Consider the following 15,749-nt stretch of genomic DNA (forward strand, 5'->3'; position numbering starts at 1 on the left):
CCTATCCGGACTCTTCCTTGATCTTCAGCAGGCGTTCCTCCGCCAGCCGCGCCACGGCGCTGTTGGCGTGCTCCTGCGTGACCTTCTCCAGCGCCTCGCGCGCCTCGTCCAGGCGGTCGAGTTCATACAGCGAATAACCGATCTTCAGGCGCGCGTCCGGCACCTTCGCGCTGTCCGGGTAGTTGGACACCACTTTGCGGAAGGCCTCCAGCGCCGCCGCGAAGTCCCGCGTGACATAACGCGACTCGCCAAGCCAGTACTGCGCGTTGTCGGAGTACGGCCCCTCCGGGTACTTCTCGACGAAATCACCGAAGGCCGACGCGGCCTCACTGTAGCGGCCATCCTTGAGCAGGCTGAAGGCCGCGTCATAGGCTTCCCGCTGGGCGTTCTGATTGGTGCCCGTCTCGCTTCCCGAACCCGCGTCGGGCGAGTCGCCTTCCGCGCCCGAGGTGGCCGAACCGGCAGCGGCGCCACTGCCGCCGCTGTCCGCACCACCGGAATCGCCGCCGCCTGAACCGCCGCCATTGCTGTCGGCCTCCTCGGCTTCGGCACCGGCCACTTCCAGCTCGCGGATCCGCCGGTCGAGATCCCCGTAGAGGTTGCGCTGGCGCTCGCGCAGTTCATCCATGCGATGGCCCTGGGTCTCGAGTTCACCCCGCAGTTCCCGGATCTCCCGTTCCAGCTCGCTCGTGCGCTGGATCAGGTCGGCGATCTGGCCACTGTCGAGGATGTTCTCCATGCGGCGCATGCGCCGGTCGAGTTCTTCCACAGTCGGCTCAGCCGCGGCCACTATGGGCGCGGACAGCGCCAAAGCGACGCCCAGAGCGATAGCGGTCTGTACTGCGCGAACGCGGGCCATGGGACCTCCCGTCAGTTACTGCCGCCGGAGGCGGGATAGACGATCTCGACGCGGCGATTCTTCGCCCAGGCCTCTTCGTTGTGGCCTTCCACGGCGGGGACTTCCTCGCCATAGCTGATCGTTTCGATCTGCCGGTTCGAGGCGCCGTACGCCTGCAGCAGTCGGCTGACGGCATCCGCGCGACGAGCGCCCAGACCGACGTTGTACTCGCGCGAGCCCCGTTCGTCCGTGTGCCCTTCGAGACGCACCTCGACATCCGAGTATTCCGCGAGATACGCGGCATGGCGACGGATCGTGTCCATGAACTTTTCCTGCACTGAACTGGAGTCGAACTCGAAGTAGATCGTCCGGTCGGCGAGCAGACCACTCGAATCTTCGATGGCGTCACGGCTAAAGGGGCAGTCCGGCGGGCACTCTTCCGCGGTCAGCCTGCGGGCGCCTTCTCCGTCCTCCATGCCATCGGTCTCGGCAGACGTCCCGGTATCGGTGTCCGCGGCAGCGTCGGTCTCCTCGGTGGTGGTGTCCGTCGGATCCTGGGGCGCCGTGGCACAGCCCGCCAGAACCAGGAACAGCGACAGGGCGAAGGCCCGGATCATGCTCTGCATGGTGTTACTCCTCATTATGATGACAGCCCCTCAGCGGACTGCGCATTGTGTTGTGCCCACTCAGTCACGAAACGGTCCCCAGGCGGGTTCACGTACGTCTCCCTGCGACTGCGACAGGCGTGCGGCCGCACGGCCGTCCGTCGAAACCGATCCCAGCACACCACGCCCTCGGTGATCCGTAGCGAACAGGATCATGCCGCCATTGGGCGCGAAGGTCGGCGACTCGTCGAGCTGTCCCTCGCTGACCACGCGCATCAGTTCGGAACCACGATCGAGTACCGCGATCCGGAAACGGCCATTCTGCATACGGTGAACGAAAGTCAGACGCTCGCCATCCGGAGAGATATCGGGATCGGCGTTGTAGTTGCCCTCGAACGTGAGCCGCCGCGCGCGCTCGGAGCGATCCACCGGAATACTGTAGATCTGCGGCCCGCCGGAGCGGTCCGAAGTGAATATCAGGTTCTCGCCATCCGGCGTCCAGACCGGAGACGTATCGATGCCGCCGCTGCGCGTGACGCGCCGGGCCTCGTTGCTCGCGAGGTCGAGCACGTAGATTTCGGGGTTGCCTTCGTGCGACAGCGTAACCGCCAGCCGATCGCCCCCGGGGGACCACGCCGGCGCGCCGTTGATCCCGGCGCGTGAAGACACCTTCTTGCGCCCGCCGGAGGCAACGCGCTGCACGTAGATGGCGGGCCGACCCTCCTCGAAAGAGACATAGGCGAGGCGTTCGCCGTCCGGCCCCCAGGCGGGCGACATAATCGGTTCGCGCGAGGTCAGGATCGTGCGCGGATTGTAGCCATCGTAGTCCGAGACCTGGAGCGTGTAGCGCCGCTGATCGCCCGAACCCTGCACGGCGACATAGGCGATGCGGGTGGAAAACGCGCCCCGCTCACCGGTGATTTCCTCGTACACCACGTCGCTGATCTCGTGGGCGAGGCTGCGCACGCCGTTGCGCCCCACCTCGTAGCTGTAGCCGACCATCTGCTCCTGGCGGGCCACGTCGAACAGCTGGAAGCGCACGTTGTAACCGGGACCGTCATCGAGCGGCTGCACGCGGCCGATCACCACATGATCGACCCCCAGCGTGCGCCAGTTGCCGAAGCGGACCTCATCCGCCCGGGTCGGCTGCGAGACATGGTCCTGCCGATCCATCGGCTCGAACTCGCCGCTGCGGGTCAGGTCATTGGAGATCAGGCCGGCAATATCCTCGGGCGGATTGCCCTCACCGGCCCAACCGAACGGCACCACGGCGATCGGCCGTGCGCCGGCGGCGCCCTCGGTGATCTCGATCTGCAGCACCGCGGCGGCCGGCGTCGACAGCGCCATCAGGGCGAGCGCGGCAAGCGCGTGGAATATACGGGCGGACGGCATCAGGAGGCTTCCGGTCTGAAGTTGAACTGGAGCACGCGTTCGAACACCTCCGGCTCCGGGGCCTGAGGCAACGGCGAGGCTCTGCGCACCGCGGACACCACGGAGTCACAGAATGCGGAGCCGCCGGAACACGAGAGTAGTCTAACATCCGTGACATCGCCGCTCGGGATCTGGGTCACCTGTACCTCGGCGCGATCCCCTTCGCTGAAGCCGCTCGGCTGGCGCCAGTTGCTCTGCACCCGGCGTTTGATCGCGTTCTTGTACTGGTCGAGCAGCTCGGCGAGACGCTCCTGACGCGCTTCCTCGGCGGCTGCCGCCTGCTCGCGCGCCTTGCGCTCGGCCTCCTCCTGCGCCTTGCGGGCGGCCTCGCGCTCGGCCGCTTCCTCGGCCTCCTGCGCCTCCTGGCGCGCGCGTTCGGCCTCTTCCCGGGCCGCCGCCTGCGCGGCCTCGGCCTCGCGGCGCTCCTGTTCGAGCTCCTCCAGCCGCTTGCGCTCTTCTTCTCGCGCCTCGGCCAGCTTCTGCTGTTGCTGTTCGAGTTCCTCGAGCTCCTGGCGTTCCTGCTCGCGCTGCTGGGCCAGCCGCTCCTGCTCTTCGGCCAATTCTTTACGCTGCTGCTCAAGCTGTTCGCGTTCCGAGCGCAGGCGCTTGAGTTCCTCTGAGACCTGTTCGGACTCCTGGCGCTGCTGCTGCTCCGAGGTCTCGAGTTCCGCCAGCTCCTCGGCCTGTTTCTCGCGCTGGCGTTCGAACTTCTCCAGCATCTCGGCCTGCTGCTGTTTCTGCTGTTCCAGTTCATCGACCTGCTCGCGCAGCTGCCGCTGACGCTTGATCGCCTCGCGCTCCTCGGCCTTTTCCTGGGCCTCGAGCTGGCGCATGGTCTCCTGGACCTCCTGCTCGTCGACCGCGACCGCATTCACCGGTTCACCGCCCGGATCAGGCGTCTGCGGCGCCGAACCAATGCTCACGCCGAGCACCAGCCCGCCGACGAGGGCGATATGCCCCACGGCCGCGACCACGAGCGATTCCGGATATTCGCGCAGGACCTCCGACATGATTTATTGCGCTTCCGCGACGAGGCCGACCTGGGGCACACCGGAACGCTGCAACAGCGCCATCGCCCTGACGACCTTCTGGTAATTGACGCCCTGATCTCCCCGCACGAGTACCCGGCGATCACCATCCCGGCGCATCGCCGCGGTCGCCAGGGTCACGAGCTGTTCCTCACCGATCGGCGACTCCGGGTTCTCGCCGATATTGATGAAAAACCGCCCTTCGCCATCCACCGTGACGATGAGGGGCTCGGACTGCGTCTGCTCCATCGGCTTCGCATCGGCCTTGGGCAGGGTCACTTCGACGCCGGTTTTAAGCAGCGGTGCGGTGATCATGAAGATCACCAGCAGCACGAGCATGACGTCGATGTAGGGAACGACGTTGATCTCCGCGATCGGTCGCCGCCGGCTGCGCCTGTCCATCTTCAGGCCTCCGCCGTCCGCGCGTGGACCTGCCGGTGCAGCAGCGCCGTGAATTCTTCGATGAAGTTGTCGAAGCGGTTCTCGATCCTGCCGAGATCGTGGCTCAGGCGGTTGTAGGCGATCACGGCGGGGATCGCGGCGAACAGGCCGATCGCGGTCGCGACCAGCGCCTCGGCGATGCCGGGTGCGACCAGCGCGAGCGTGGCCTGGGAGACGTTCGACAGCGACTGGAAGGCGTTCATGATGCCCCAGACGGTACCGAACAGCCCGACATAGGGGCTGACCGAGCCGACCGTCGCCAGGAACGCGAGATTGCCTTCGAGGCGGTCGGTCTCGCGCGACATCGCGATGCGCATCGAGCGCTGGGCGCCGTCGAGCACGTGCTTCGGTTCATGTCCCTGCTTCTGCAGCCGGGCATATTCCCCGAAACCGGCGGCGAACAGGCGCTCGGAACCGTCCGGCGTGGAGTCGCGATTCTGGACCTCACGGTAGAGTTCGGCTACCGAGCCGCCGGACCAGAAGCGTGCCTCGAAGTCGCCGGAGCGCCGGCGGGAAGCCCGGAACTGGCGCACTTTGGCGTAGATCAGGGCCCAGGAGAACACGGACGCGAGAACCAGGATCAGCATGACGAGCTGAACCACGATGCTCGCTTCCGCGATCAGGTGGATCAGGGAAAGATCAGTCGTCACCGGCGAAAACCTCCTTCATATCATCGGGCAGCGGGCGTGGGCGGAACGTGGCCGCGTCCAGGCACGCAATGCGTACCCGGCCGCTGCACAGGGCCTTGCCGTCGCGCAGCACCCGCTGTGCGAAATCGATCCGGGCGCGGCCGAGCTCGGCGATCCGCGCCTCGACCTCGAGCGCATCGTCGAGCCGGGCCGGCCCGTGGTAGTCCAGCTCGATCGAGCGCACCGCGAACAGGATTCCCCGGTCGCTGACGAGGGCCGTCTGGCCCCAGCCGGCCGCCCGCAACCATTCCGTGCGGGCGCGCTCGAGGTACTTGAGATAATTGGCGTAGTAGACCACGCCACCGGCATCCGTATCTTCATAGTAAACACGGACGGGCAGGCGAAAACACGCACCACTGTCACTCGGTCCCGCTTTGGTCATGGCGCTTCGAAAAGATCGCTGCCGCCCTGCGCGCGCGGGGCCGCCAGACCGAAATGGATGAACGCCGACTGCGTGGCCACGCGACCACGCGGTGTGCGCATCAACAACCCTTCCTGAATCAGGTACGGTTCGATGACCTCCTCGATCGTACCCGCCGACTCGCCGATCGCGGCGGCGACATTGTCCAGCCCCACCGGGCCACCGCCGAATTTGTCGATGATCGAGCGCAGCAGCCGGTTATCGAGTCCGTCCAGTCCCAGCGTATCCACCTTCAGGAGATCCAGCGCCTCGTCCGCGATCCTGGCGTCGATCACGCCGTTGCCACGCACCTGGGCGTAGTCGCGCACCCGGCGCAGCAGTCGATTCGCGATCCGCGGAGTCCCCCGCGAGCGCCGGGCGATTTCATGCGCACCGTCCCCCTCGAGGCGGACATTCATGATGCTGGCCGAGCGCTCGACAATACGCCCGAGATCCGCCGCATTGTAGAACTCCAGACGCTGCACGATGCCGAACCGGTCACGCAATGGCGATGTCAGCAGACCGGCCCGCGTGGTCGCGCCGATCAGCGTGAACGGCGGCACATCGAGTTTCACCGAACGCGCGGCCGGGCCCTCGCCGATGACGATATCGAGCTGGTAATCCTCCATTGCCGGGTAAAGCACCTCTTCCACGACCGGGGAGAGGCGATGGATCTCGTCGACGAACAGGACGTCGTGGGCCTCGATATTGGTCAGGATCGCGGCGAGATCACCGGGGCGTTCGAGCACCGGCCCCGCCGTCTGACGCAGGTTGACACCCATCTCGTGGGCGATGATCGACGCCAGCGTCGTCTTGCCGAGCCCGGGCGGTCCGAAGATGAGCGTGTGATCCAGCGGTTCGCCGCGCTCGCGCGCCGCGCGCACGAAGATGCCGAGCTGCTCGTGGACGGTCGGCTGACCGAGATACTCGCCCAGGGTGCGCGGGCGGATAGCGCGATCGGTCGCCTCCTCCTCCGGCATCGACTCGGCGTTCGTCAGCCGTTCGGGCGTATTCATCGGGCGGCGGTTTCCAGCGCGTCGTTCGGGGGCCCGGGCGATATCCGGGCGACAGCCGGATGCAAACTACCATGGACGTGGGCGCGATTATACCGGCGCGCCGGCCTTCTGGTGGGCCATGCGCGACGGTCCTGCATAAAAAAAAAGCCCCGTCGGGGGGACGGGGCACCAATGGCTGGCCTGGGATCGTGGGTGCGGGCCACGACCGGGGGAGTCAGGCCAGTGCCAGAGGGGGCACGGCGTTGCCGTCGATTCCCGCGTCGGCGTCGTACGCCCGCGTCATCGGCGGAACCCTTGTTCAATTGTTCGTGGTTCGAACTCCGGATGCGCTCAACTCCTCATGCCGCAGGAATTCATCCCACACCAGTGTATCATCAGAATCACGGTCAAACTTGGCAAAATGTGTTGCCAGTCCCGGATTCGCCTGCGCTTCGCGCCGGCTGATCCGATCATCGGCATTGCGATCGAGGCGCTCGAATTCGGCCCTGGCGCGGCTCTCCAGATCACCGGTGGGCGTGGCCGTAGCGGCCAGCAGTGCACCCGAGATCAGGATCAGGCCCAGTGTCGTCGTGGCCGAGGCCGCTTTCATGCATCGATCTCCAGCGCCGAATCGTTGCGGTCTGTCGCTTTGCCAGCGCCCGGCCCACCCGGCGCGCAATCAGTGCAATGCAGGCGTCGTGCCAACTTTATAAAGGCCCTTTTTTCAGGTAGTTATAGACACCTTCAGCGTCAAGGGCCGGAATCGAGCGGCACCGCGACCGGCACAGGCCATCGACAGCGCCACAACTGTCGCCGATTGGCGACACCCTGACGGTGCGGAATCCGCAGGTTATTGATTTTTGGGATTATTGATCTGTCGCCTGACGACGACAGGGCGACTCGCCACGGGGCAAATGGAGACCAGAATGACGCAATCGGGCCGTGGGCTACAGGGAACAGCGACGGCGGGAGAACCGGTGCCGGAGCGGCGCCCCATGGACCGCCCCACCCGCTCGCCGCTCGAGGGCACCGCCGTGACCGTGCGCCCCCTCGCTCCGGCGGAGGACCTGCCGGCGCTGTACAGCGCATCCCATGGCGATCCGGAGACCGAGGCCCTGTGGGCATGGATGCCCTATGGCCCGTTCGCCGACCGGGATGCGATGGGGGCATGGCTGGAGACCTGCGCGGCAAGCACGGATCCGGCGTTCCGCGCGGTGGTCGACCATGCCAGCGGCCGCCCGGTCGGGATGGTGAGCTACCTGAACATCGAACCGCCCCACCGGCGGCTGGAACTCGGCCACATCTGGTATGCGCCATCCGTGCAGCGCACGCGCACGAACACCGAGGTGATCCGCCTCCTGCTGGGCGAGGCATTCGACCGGCTTGGCTGCCGCAGGGTGGAGTGGAAATGCGACGCCCTGAACGCGCGCTCGCGGGCTGCCGCCCTGCGTCTGGGATTCCGCTTCGAGGGCGTGTTCCGCCAGCATATGATCGTCAAGGGCCGTAATCGGGACACGGCGTGGTTCGCGCTGATGGACGGGGATTGGCCCACGGTACGCGGCCATATGGATCGCTGGCTGGCCGCGGACGGAGCCGGGCTCTCACTGACCGCCCTGAACCGGCCGCTGGTCGAGTACGATCCGGCGGCCAGCGAGCAGCCCCCGGGTGGCTGATCGACCAGTCGCTGATTTGCCGCCGGGGGAGCATGGACACCGCCGTCCCGGCATCGCCGGAGACGGCCCCGGCGGCGAGGTTCCGTCCGCGCTGGACCGCCCACAAAAAAAGCCCCGCTCTGAAGAGCGGGGCCACACCAGGGGGATCACCCTGTCACTTCACGACCGCATCGGTCGCCCGTGATCAATAGTCCGTTTCACCTTCGGACTCTTCATCCATCGCCGGATCCGACTCGGACTCTTCGCCCGCGTCCGGACCGCCGACGCCAACCTCGCTCTCGTCGAGCACGCCATCGGCGTTCGCATCGAGGGAGTCGAAGCTTTCCGCCAGGCCCGGCGCCGTTTCGGCTTCATCGCGGGTGACGATGCCGTCACCGTTCGCGTCGATTTCGCTGAATGACATGTCGGTCGCGCCTTCCTCGGTGGCGGCAAACACCGTACCGCTCGCCACCAGAAGCATCATCGGGAACAGCAGTTTCGTGTATTTCATGGCTGATTACCTCGGAAACCGCAAACTGCGGATACTCATATCGAGTCGGCGGGATCGCCGCTCTGCCGGATGGGATTGCAAGCGCCGTGCCGCCTCCGACAATTTGTTCCCGATCAAGCACTTGCGGACATCCGACCGCTCGAGCGACAACTGCATGAACCACCCCGCGGGCGCGGGACGCGAAAGCTGTCGTCTGCCGCCGACATCACCCCCGCGATCCATCCCATGGATCAGCCGGCGCTCTTGAAATCACCCGGGTCGATGTCGTGACGCGAGAGCAGTTTGTAGAACTCCGACCGGTTGCGCTGGGCCACGCGGGCGGCCTCGCTGACATTGCCCTCGGTCAGTTTCAGCAGGCGTACGAGGTAATCGCGCGTGAACTGGGCCCGGGCATCGGCGACCGAGGGGAACGCGGTAACCTCATCGCCGAGGCTCCGCCGTACCTGCTCGGCGGTGATTACCGTCCCCGGCGCGAGGGCGACGTGCTGCTCGACGACATTGTCGAGCTGGCGCACGTTGCCCGGCCAGCGCGCGGCGACCATGCGTTCCATCGCCTCGGGCGCATAGACCTTGACCCGCTCCCGGTCGCGCTCGGCCAGCGCGCGCAGGCGCCGGTTGATGAGCAGGGGGATGTCTTCGGGTCGTTCGCGCAGCGGTGGCAGCTGCAGCTCGATCACGTTCAGGCGGTAGAACAGGTCTTCGCGGAACTCGCCGGCGGCGATCGCCTCACTGAGCTGGCGGTGGGTGGCCGACAGGATGCGCACGTCGACCGGGAAATCGCGCGTGCCGCCGACCGGACGCACGCGCCGTTCCTGCAGGACCCGTAACAGCTTGACCTGCAGGGGCAGCGGCATATCGCCGATCTCGTCCAGCAGGAGGGTGCCACCGTCGGCCGAACGGATCAGGCCGGTCGTGGCCTGCTGAGCGCCGGTGAACGCACCGCGTTCATGCCCCATCAGTTCGGATTCCAGCAGGCCCTCGGGCATGGCGCCGCAGTTGATGGCCACGAAGGGTCCGTCGCGCCGCGGGCTCGCGCGATGCATGGCGCGCGCCAGCAGTTCCTTGCCGGTCCCGCTCTCGCCCCGGATGAGGACGCTGGTGCCGGTGGCCGCGACACGACGTGCCTGCTCCAGCAGTTCCTCCATGCGCGGACTGCGGGTGACCATCCCCGAGCGCCAGTCATCGGGTACGTCGGCGTGAGCGGTCAGATTCAGGGCCCGCTCGAGTTCGGACATCAACTCTTCGCGGTCGACCGGCTTCGTGAGGAAGGCAACCGCGCCATGCTGGGTCGCGCTGACGGCGTCGGGGATCGTCCCGTGCGCGGTCAACAACAGGACCGGCACACCCGGCTGTCGGCGCTGCAGTTCCCGCAGCAGACCCAGGCCGTCCATACCGTCCATGCGCAGATCGGTGATCACGGCATCGGGCACCGATTGCTCCACGCGGGCCAACGCCGCGTTGGCCGAATCAGCGGTCTGGACGGTGTAACCCGCCGACTGCAACCGGATGTCGAGCAGGCGCAGCAGCGAGGGGTCGTCATCGACGACCAGGATGTGTCCCGCTTTCATTCGCTGCCCCCTTCAGTGCCAGTCGAGCCACCACCACCGGCCCCGCGGCCGGAGTCGCCCTGTTCTCCATCCGGGCCATTGCCCCCCATCTGCCGCTCCAGCGCCGTCAGTTCCTGGATCTGCTGCTGCAGCTGGCGATTTTGGGCGGCCAGGCCCACCGTCTCCTGCCGCAGTTCCAGCTGCGTACGCAGGTGGCGCAGGTGCAGGCGGACCAGCGCACGCGTCGGCGCATCGAGCGCGGTCGAGCGGGTCGCCAGGGCCTCCAGCGCGTCACGGGCGCCAGACGGATCATGGCCCTCGTGCCCCGGGGTGGCCAGCCACATGGCATGACGCAGCAGCGCGCCCGGCTCGTCGAGCGGCGCCGGCCGCCGCGCCGGCATGGTGGCCAGTTCGTCCGCCGGGGCGACCGCGAGGCGATCCGCGAAATACAGCAACTCCGCCACACGCGGATCCGATCGCGTGTCGTTGCGGATGGACTGCTCCGCGCCGAAACGGACGCAGCCCGTCAGCGCAACCACCGCGATGACCAGCATGGGCCCTGCCTTCATTCGATTCCCCCGATACGTGGCCGTTGCTGGGCGTGCAGTGTTATACGGATATGGGCCCCGGGATACTCGCCGTCAACAATTTCGACCCGCCCATCGTGTGCCCGGACACAGTCGCGCACGACCGACAGGCCGACACCGGTCCCGCGTACGTGCCCCTGGGGCGACGCCTCGCCCTGGAAAAAAGGCTCGAAGACATGGGGCCGTTCAGCGGCCGGGATTCCCGGCCCCTCGTCGGCGACCTCGATGATCAGGCGCTGGCCGCGCCGCCTGGCCCGCACGTAGAGCGCTCCCCCCTCGGGCGAGAAACGGATGGCGTTGCCGATCAGATTCGATACCGCGCTCTGCAGCACGGAGCGGAAGCCGTCGAAGCCGCGCCCGTCGACCTGACGCTCCACCTCGAGCCGGGCACTGCTGATGGCGAGCCGATGGCGTGAGATGGCCTCGTCGATGAGGGCGGCCGGATCGATGTGCTCCGGTTTGCGGGACAGGTCCCGGGCACTCAGGACCAGCAGGTTCTCGATCAGCTGCTGGAGTTCGACACTGGAGCTGCGCAGGATGTCGACGATCTCGCGGTGCGCCGGGGTGTCCACGCCGACCGAGCCATCGGCGATCAGCTCCGTGCCCTCGCGGATCGCCGACAACGGGGTCTTCAGTTCGTGCGACATGTGCCGCAGGAAACGGTTCTTCTCCGCCTCCGAGCGATCCAGACGCACCCGCAGGCGCTCGAGTTCTTCGCCCAGATCGCGGATCTCCGGCGGCCCACCGACGGCGATGGGCGCCGGCGGCTCGACCGCACCGAGACTGCGGATCGCGCGACCCAGGCGCCCGATCGGCCGCAGGATCAGCCAGGCGAAAAGCGCGGTGAGGGCCAGCGTGATCGGGACCAGGGTGACCGTCAGCCAGAACAGGAACTCGCGCACCCGGGCCGACTGGCGCTCCAGCGCATCGAGTTCCGCGCGGATCGCGGTATCGGCGGCGCGGGCGATCCCCGTGGCCAGGTCCCGCATGCGGGCGAATCGTTCCAGTGCCGCGACCAGCGATTCGCTCGACGGGTCCGCCTCGGCGATGGCGCCCGACACCGACTCCGCTATGCCCCGGAGTTCCATGCGTGCGTCCGCGGCCCCTGGATCGAGGCTCACGGAGCCCAGCGAATCCAGCGTCTCCGTGAGTTGCGTGTGGCGCTCCTGGTAGAGACCCACCAGCTCGTCGCGTCCGAGGATCCGGTACTGGCGGGCGTTGCGTTCCATCTGCAGAAGCTGCGTCTCCAGCGTCTGCCCCTGGCGCGACAGCATGACGCCATCACGAACCAGCTGCTCGCTGCGCCGTGTCAGGCGATCCAGGTAGACCGAGCCACCGACCACGGCCACCAGCAACGGCAGTGCGACCAGCGCGAAGCCGGCCACCACCAGCATGACCATGGAGTAGAGCCGACGCCTCCCCCTCAACGCGCCGCCGCCTGGAGGGCACGGCGGATGATGTCCTCCGTGGACAGACCGTTGGTGTCGATCCCCCGGATCATCTTCGCCGCTTCCGCCTGGCGGTACCCCAGTGCCACCAGCGCGCTGGCGGCGTCGTTCACCGGATCGGCCGGCGCGTCGCCGTCGGCCGCCGGGGCCTGGCCCGCCGCGGCGGGCAGCGCGTCACGCAGATCGGTATCGCTGAGGCGATCGCGCATCTCGACGATCAGGCGCTCGGCCGTCTTCTTGCCGATGCCCGGCAGCTTCGTCAGGGCCGTGACATCGTCGGTCTCGATGCAGCGCGCGAAGGCGTCCGCGCTCATGCCGGACAGGACCGCCAGCGCCATCTTGGCGCCCACGCCGGAGACCTTGAGCAGTGCGCGGAACAGACGCCGTTCGGACTCGCGCGCGAAGGCGAACAGAAGCTGCGCATCCTCGCGCACGACGTGATGGGTGAACAGCGTGACCGTCTCCCCCACCGCCGGCAGGTCGTAGAACGTGGACAGCGGCGCCTCGAGTTCATAGCCGACGCCGCCGACGTCGATCATCAGGCCCGGAGGCTGTTTCGACACCAGCGTGCCGCGGAGTCTGCCGATCATTTCCAGCGTACCGATTTGCGTCGGCGGCCGGCGTTGAGCACCGGGGCCGGACGCGTGCGTGCATGGGCGTGGCAGAGCGCGATGCCGAGCGCATCGGCCGCATCCGCCTGCAGTTTGCCGTTGAGGCCGAGCAGCACCTTGACCATGTGCTGCACCTGCTCCTTGCCGGCGCCGCCGACGCCGACCAGCGTCTGTTTGACCAGCCGCGCCGGATACTCGCCCACCGGCAGCTCCGCGGCGACGCCGGCACAGATCGCGGCGCCGCGCGCCTGGCCGAGCTTGAGCGCGGACATGGCGTTGCGGGCGACGAACACCTCCTCGATACCCATCTCGGCGGGCCCGTGTTCCAGGATTACGGCGGCGACCTCGCGCTGGATCACGCCCAGGCGCTCGGGCAGCGAACCACTGCCCGTGGCGATGGCGCCGTGGGCGACGTGGTGGCTGCTGCGGCCATCGCTGTCGATCACGCCCCACCCGGTCGTGACCGAACCGGGATCGATACCGATAATGCGAACGGATTCGGCCACGCGCGGTTCGCCCGTTCAGCCAGTCGCGGCGACGGATTCGTCCGCGAACGAGGCGTTCGTGTAGACGTTCTGGACGTCGTCGAGGTCATCCAGCATCTCGAGCAGCTTGAGCGTGCGCTCGGCGTCCTCGCCGGTCAGTTCGGCCGTATTCTGCGGGCGCATGGTCACCTCGGCCGCCTCGGGTTCGAGCCCGGCCTCGATCAGGCCATCCCGCACCGCCGAGAACGACTCGGGGTCGACAAGGACGTCCATCGAGCCGTCGTCGTTCGTCTCGAGTTCGTCGGCGCCCGCCTCCAGCGCGGCCTCCATCAGTGCGTCCTCGTCGGTCCCCGCCGGATAGCTGATCACGCCGGTATAGGTGAACAGGAAAGACACCGAACCATCCGTACCCAGATTGCCGCCGTGCTTCGAGAACGCATGCCGTACCTCGGCCACGGTGCGGTTGCGGTTGTCGGTCATGCAGTCGACCATGATGGCCGCACCGCCCGGACCGTAGCCCTCGAAGCGCGCCTCTTCGTAGGCCTCTCCCTCGAGCTCGCCGGCGCCCTTCTGGCGCACCCGCTCGACGTTGTCCTTGGGCATGTTGGCCGCGTAGGCCTTGTCGATCGCCAGGCGCAGGCGCGGATTCCAGTCGGGGTCGGGACTACCGGTGCGTGCGGCCACCATGATCTCGCGGCTCAGGCGCGAGAAGATCTTGCCGCGTTTCTTGTCTTCCGCGGCCTTCTTGTGCTTGATGTTCGCCCACTTGCTGTGTCCGGCCATTCCGCGCAAACCTCTTCGGGATCGGGGTCGATCAGTGTAGCAGGCCGGCCATCGCGCGAGCAGCCGCGCGGCGGGACGAAACCCTCGTGATGAGCGTCCCGATCGGCACCATTCACCGTAGGCCGGCTTGCGACCGAAGGCATCGCTGCGAGGAGCCGAAGGCGACGCGGCAGGAGCCAGCCGGCGGATCAGTCGTCGAGGGCGGCACCTCGGGCCGTGCACGCGCACGCCGGCTGTTGCCTGCCGGCAAAAGCCGGCCTACGCCCGGACCTCAGCGCGCACTCGGAGCCAACCCCGACATACGAGGGTGGCGCCCGCGGCGGGCGCTACGCAGTGCCCTCGCGATGTGACGGCAGGACACCGTCGCGCAGGTAGACGGCGGTCATTCGGGCTACCCGCCGTGAGAGCAGCAGGCCCAGGTGCGTGGTCCGCGCGAGACGCACGGGTCCGCCCGGGCCCCGGATGTCTTCGAGAGCAACCGTTCCGTCATTGGGCCCAGGCAGGCGCCCGAGGAGCCGCCCCGGTCCGCAGGCGCGGACGCCGGCGATCCGCGCGACCGGAATATCCCGTGGCCAGTGATCGGCCCCCTCGGTCAGCGGTTTGCCCGCCGCGCCGAGCGTCTGCCCCAGGCCTCGATGTTCAAGGTGGTCGGCGGCGGTAGCGCCCTGCAGTGGGCTCCCCAGCAGCACCGCCCGCCCCGCGCGCGCAGGGCGATACGCGCCGAGGAGTTGTGCGAGCACGAAGCCACCGAGGCTGTGGCCGACGAAGTGCACGACCCGACCGTCAAGCCTGTCGACCTCGGCCCCGAGCCTTTCGGCCGCGGCGGCCGGCGATTCCTTCGTCGTGTGCCAGCCGAAGATCGCCACGCCGAAACCGGCAGCCCGCAACCGCCGCGCCAGCAGGCGCATGGAATGCGGGCCGATCCAGAGGCCATGGACCAGCACGACGGTCGTCTGGGCGGGGTCGCTGTCCAGCGACCGGATCGCCGCCCGGTTGGCCCAGGAAGTCGCCCTTTCCGCCGCGTCGGGGATATCGAGCCAGACATGACGGTCGTGCTCGGCGGGATCGAGTCGGGGCCGGCAGCGGACACCGACGCCCAGGCGGAATTCATGCTCGAGGTTATGGGTGACTTCGGGGGCGTAACGGTCGCGCCATTCGGGGGCGATGGGGAATCGCCGCCGCCGGTGGCAGTCGACAATGCCGCTGCCATCGAGGCCCGTCTCTTCCGCCAGTTCACGCCGCGCGGCCTCGATCGGCGCCTCGCCGGGTTCGAGGCTGCCGGTGACCGACTGCCAGAAATCCTCGCGATCCGCACGCCGCAGCAGCAGCACCTCGCCATCGGCGGTGTGCACCAGGACAAGGACGGATTCGGGGCGTTTGAAGTTCACGGGGTGACCGTTCCCTGGCGCGCCGGGTCAGCGACCAGCGCATTGTGCCGGATCGAGTGGGTTTCGTGGGTTCTCGCCAAGGCGCGGAGGGCGCCAGGGGACGCGAAGAAAACCGCGAGCCTGTAGGAGCGAGCTTGCTCGCGATTGTGCGCGCATTGCGCATCGGCTTTCGGGGAGTCCCATCAGGCTCCCGAGGCTTCTCCACTCGTCGCTGCAGGCACGAACCGCGTTGCAGGCACAATCGCGAGCAAGCTCGCTCCTACAATGTTGTGCCGTTCTTGGCGTTCCTTGGCGTCCTCCGCGCCTTGGC

General features: G+C 67.6%; 18 protein-coding genes. 1 reads left to right on the forward strand and 17 read right to left on the reverse strand.

The window, feature by feature from the left end:
- Position 1: 1 nt before the first annotated feature.
- The 9 genes from ybgF to A0W70_RS13140 all read right to left on the reverse strand — a co-directional run bounded on the left by ybgF (position 2) and on the right by A0W70_RS13140 (position 7,037).
- A complete protein-coding gene (ybgF, locus tag A0W70_RS13100) occupies positions 2-859 on the reverse strand; it encodes a tol-pal system protein YbgF (RefSeq protein WP_070989428.1) in 858 nt (285 codons plus the stop codon).
- A gap of 11 nt (positions 860-870) precedes the next feature.
- Positions 871-1,464 (reverse strand): peptidoglycan-associated lipoprotein Pal, encoded by a 594-nt coding sequence (gene pal, locus A0W70_RS13105; protein WP_067563272.1) that lies wholly within the window; start codon positions 1,462-1,464, stop codon positions 871-873.
- 60 nt (positions 1,465-1,524) lie between these two features.
- Positions 1,525-2,835, reverse strand: a complete 1,311-nt coding sequence (gene tolB, locus A0W70_RS13110) for a Tol-Pal system beta propeller repeat protein TolB (protein ID WP_139150871.1) — start codon at positions 2,833-2,835, stop codon at positions 1,525-1,527.
- On the reverse strand, positions 2,835-3,884 hold the full coding sequence (gene tolA / locus A0W70_RS13115) for a cell envelope integrity protein TolA (protein ID WP_067563276.1): 1,050 nt from the start codon (positions 3,882-3,884) through the stop codon (positions 2,835-2,837). Before tolA ends, tolB begins: the two co-directional genes overlap by 1 nt.
- Positions 3,885-3,887: 3 nt before the next feature.
- On the reverse strand, positions 3,888-4,304 hold the full coding sequence (gene tolR, locus A0W70_RS13120) for a protein TolR (RefSeq protein ID WP_067563279.1): 417 nt from the start codon (positions 4,302-4,304) through the stop codon (positions 3,888-3,890).
- Positions 4,305-4,306: 2 nt separating this feature from the next.
- Positions 4,307-4,993 (reverse strand): protein TolQ, encoded by a 687-nt coding sequence (gene tolQ / locus A0W70_RS13125; RefSeq protein ID WP_067563281.1) that lies wholly within the window; start codon positions 4,991-4,993, stop codon positions 4,307-4,309.
- Positions 4,983-5,414: a tol-pal system-associated acyl-CoA thioesterase gene (ybgC, locus tag A0W70_RS13130; protein ID WP_067563283.1), complete on the reverse strand. Its 432-nt coding sequence runs from the start codon at positions 5,412-5,414 to the stop codon at positions 4,983-4,985. Before ybgC ends, tolQ begins: the two co-directional genes overlap by 11 nt.
- Complete coding sequence (gene ruvB / locus A0W70_RS13135; RefSeq protein ID WP_067563285.1) at positions 5,411-6,448, reverse strand: Holliday junction branch migration DNA helicase RuvB; 1,038 nt, start codon at positions 6,446-6,448, stop codon at positions 5,411-5,413. The genes ybgC and ruvB overlap by 4 nt, the downstream gene beginning before the upstream one ends.
- Before the next feature lie 298 nt (positions 6,449-6,746).
- Positions 6,747-7,037 (reverse strand): EF-hand domain-containing protein, encoded by a 291-nt coding sequence (locus tag A0W70_RS13140; RefSeq protein ID WP_067563287.1) that lies wholly within the window; start codon positions 7,035-7,037, stop codon positions 6,747-6,749.
- Between the two features lie 385 nt (positions 7,038-7,422).
- On the opposite strand from A0W70_RS13140, the gene A0W70_RS13145 reads away from it, so the two are divergent.
- Positions 7,423-8,100: a GNAT family N-acetyltransferase gene (locus A0W70_RS13145; RefSeq protein ID WP_067563289.1), complete on the forward strand. Its 678-nt coding sequence runs from the start codon at positions 7,423-7,425 to the stop codon at positions 8,098-8,100.
- A gap of 184 nt (positions 8,101-8,284) precedes the next feature.
- On the opposite strand, the gene A0W70_RS13150 is transcribed toward A0W70_RS13145, so the two are convergent.
- From A0W70_RS13150 to nudB, 8 genes are all read right to left on the reverse strand, one after another.
- Positions 8,285-8,590: a hypothetical protein gene (locus A0W70_RS13150; RefSeq protein WP_067563292.1), complete on the reverse strand. Its 306-nt coding sequence runs from the start codon at positions 8,588-8,590 to the stop codon at positions 8,285-8,287.
- 230 nt (positions 8,591-8,820) lie between these two features.
- Complete coding sequence (locus A0W70_RS13155; protein WP_067563299.1) at positions 8,821-10,158, reverse strand: sigma 54-interacting transcriptional regulator; 1,338 nt, start codon at positions 10,156-10,158, stop codon at positions 8,821-8,823.
- Positions 10,155-10,706, reverse strand: coding sequence for a hypothetical protein (locus tag A0W70_RS13160; protein WP_139150873.1), 552 nt, complete (start codon positions 10,704-10,706; stop codon positions 10,155-10,157). The genes A0W70_RS13155 and A0W70_RS13160 overlap by 4 nt, the downstream gene beginning before the upstream one ends.
- Positions 10,703-12,151 carry a sensor histidine kinase gene (locus A0W70_RS13165; RefSeq protein ID WP_139150874.1) on the reverse strand — a complete coding sequence of 483 codons (1,449 nt, stop codon included), beginning with the start codon at positions 12,149-12,151 and terminating at the stop codon, positions 10,703-10,705. Before A0W70_RS13165 ends, A0W70_RS13160 begins: the two co-directional genes overlap by 4 nt.
- A complete protein-coding gene (gene ruvA, locus A0W70_RS13170) occupies positions 12,148-12,762 on the reverse strand; it encodes a Holliday junction branch migration protein RuvA (RefSeq protein WP_067563309.1) in 615 nt (204 codons plus the stop codon). Before ruvA ends, A0W70_RS13165 begins: the two co-directional genes overlap by 4 nt.
- Positions 12,759-13,289: a crossover junction endodeoxyribonuclease RuvC gene (gene ruvC, locus A0W70_RS13175; RefSeq protein WP_067563313.1), complete on the reverse strand. Its 531-nt coding sequence runs from the start codon at positions 13,287-13,289 to the stop codon at positions 12,759-12,761. The genes ruvA and ruvC overlap by 4 nt, the downstream gene beginning before the upstream one ends.
- Before the next feature lie 15 nt (positions 13,290-13,304).
- Entirely contained in the window at positions 13,305-14,051 is a 747-nt protein-coding gene (locus A0W70_RS13180) for a YebC/PmpR family DNA-binding transcriptional regulator (protein WP_067563316.1), read from the reverse strand.
- Positions 14,052-14,377: 326 nt separating this feature from the next.
- Entirely contained in the window at positions 14,378-15,439 is a 1,062-nt protein-coding gene (nudB, locus tag A0W70_RS17185; RefSeq protein ID WP_070989432.1) for a dihydroneopterin triphosphate diphosphatase, read from the reverse strand.
- Between the last annotated feature and the right edge of the window lie 310 nt (positions 15,440-15,749).

The organism is Halofilum ochraceum, assembly GCF_001614315.2.
GTDB classification, from domain to species: domain Bacteria; phylum Pseudomonadota; class Gammaproteobacteria; order XJ16; family Halofilaceae; genus Halofilum; species Halofilum ochraceum.

Excerpts from the sequence above, each read along its gene's own strand:
- ybgF (WP_070989428.1), bottom strand. The coding sequence starts at position 859 with ATGGCCCGCGTTCGCGCAGTACAGACCGCTATCGCTCTGGGCGTCGCT.
- pal (WP_067563272.1), bottom strand. The coding sequence starts at position 1,464 with ATGCAGAGCATGATCCGGGCCTTCGCCCTGTCGCTGTTCCTGGTTCTG.
- tolB (WP_139150871.1), bottom strand. The coding sequence starts at position 2,835 with ATGCCGTCCGCCCGTATATTCCACGCGCTTGCCGCGCTCGCCCTGATG.
- tolA (WP_067563276.1), bottom strand. The coding sequence starts at position 3,884 with ATGTCGGAGGTCCTGCGCGAATATCCGGAATCGCTCGTGGTCGCGGCC.
- tolR (WP_067563279.1), bottom strand. The coding sequence starts at position 4,304 with ATGGACAGGCGCAGCCGGCGGCGACCGATCGCGGAGATCAACGTCGTT.
- ybgC (WP_067563283.1), bottom strand. The coding sequence starts at position 5,414 with ATGACCAAAGCGGGACCGAGTGACAGTGGTGCGTGTTTTCGCCTGCCC.
- ruvB (WP_067563285.1), bottom strand. The coding sequence starts at position 6,448 with ATGAATACGCCCGAACGGCTGACGAACGCCGAGTCGATGCCGGAGGAG.
- A0W70_RS13140 (WP_067563287.1), bottom strand. The coding sequence starts at position 7,037 with ATGAAAGCGGCCTCGGCCACGACGACACTGGGCCTGATCCTGATCTCG.
- A0W70_RS13145 (WP_067563289.1), top strand. The coding sequence starts at position 7,423 with ATGGACCGCCCCACCCGCTCGCCGCTCGAGGGCACCGCCGTGACCGTG.
- A0W70_RS13150 (WP_067563292.1), bottom strand. The coding sequence starts at position 8,590 with ATGAAATACACGAAACTGCTGTTCCCGATGATGCTTCTGGTGGCGAGC.
- A0W70_RS13155 (WP_067563299.1), bottom strand. The coding sequence starts at position 10,158 with ATGAAAGCGGGACACATCCTGGTCGTCGATGACGACCCCTCGCTGCTG.
- A0W70_RS13160 (WP_139150873.1), bottom strand. The coding sequence starts at position 10,706 with ATGAAGGCAGGGCCCATGCTGGTCATCGCGGTGGTTGCGCTGACGGGC.
- ruvA (WP_067563309.1), bottom strand. The coding sequence starts at position 12,762 with ATGATCGGCAGACTCCGCGGCACGCTGGTGTCGAAACAGCCTCCGGGC.
- A0W70_RS13180 (WP_067563316.1), bottom strand. The coding sequence starts at position 14,051 with ATGGCCGGACACAGCAAGTGGGCGAACATCAAGCACAAGAAGGCCGCG.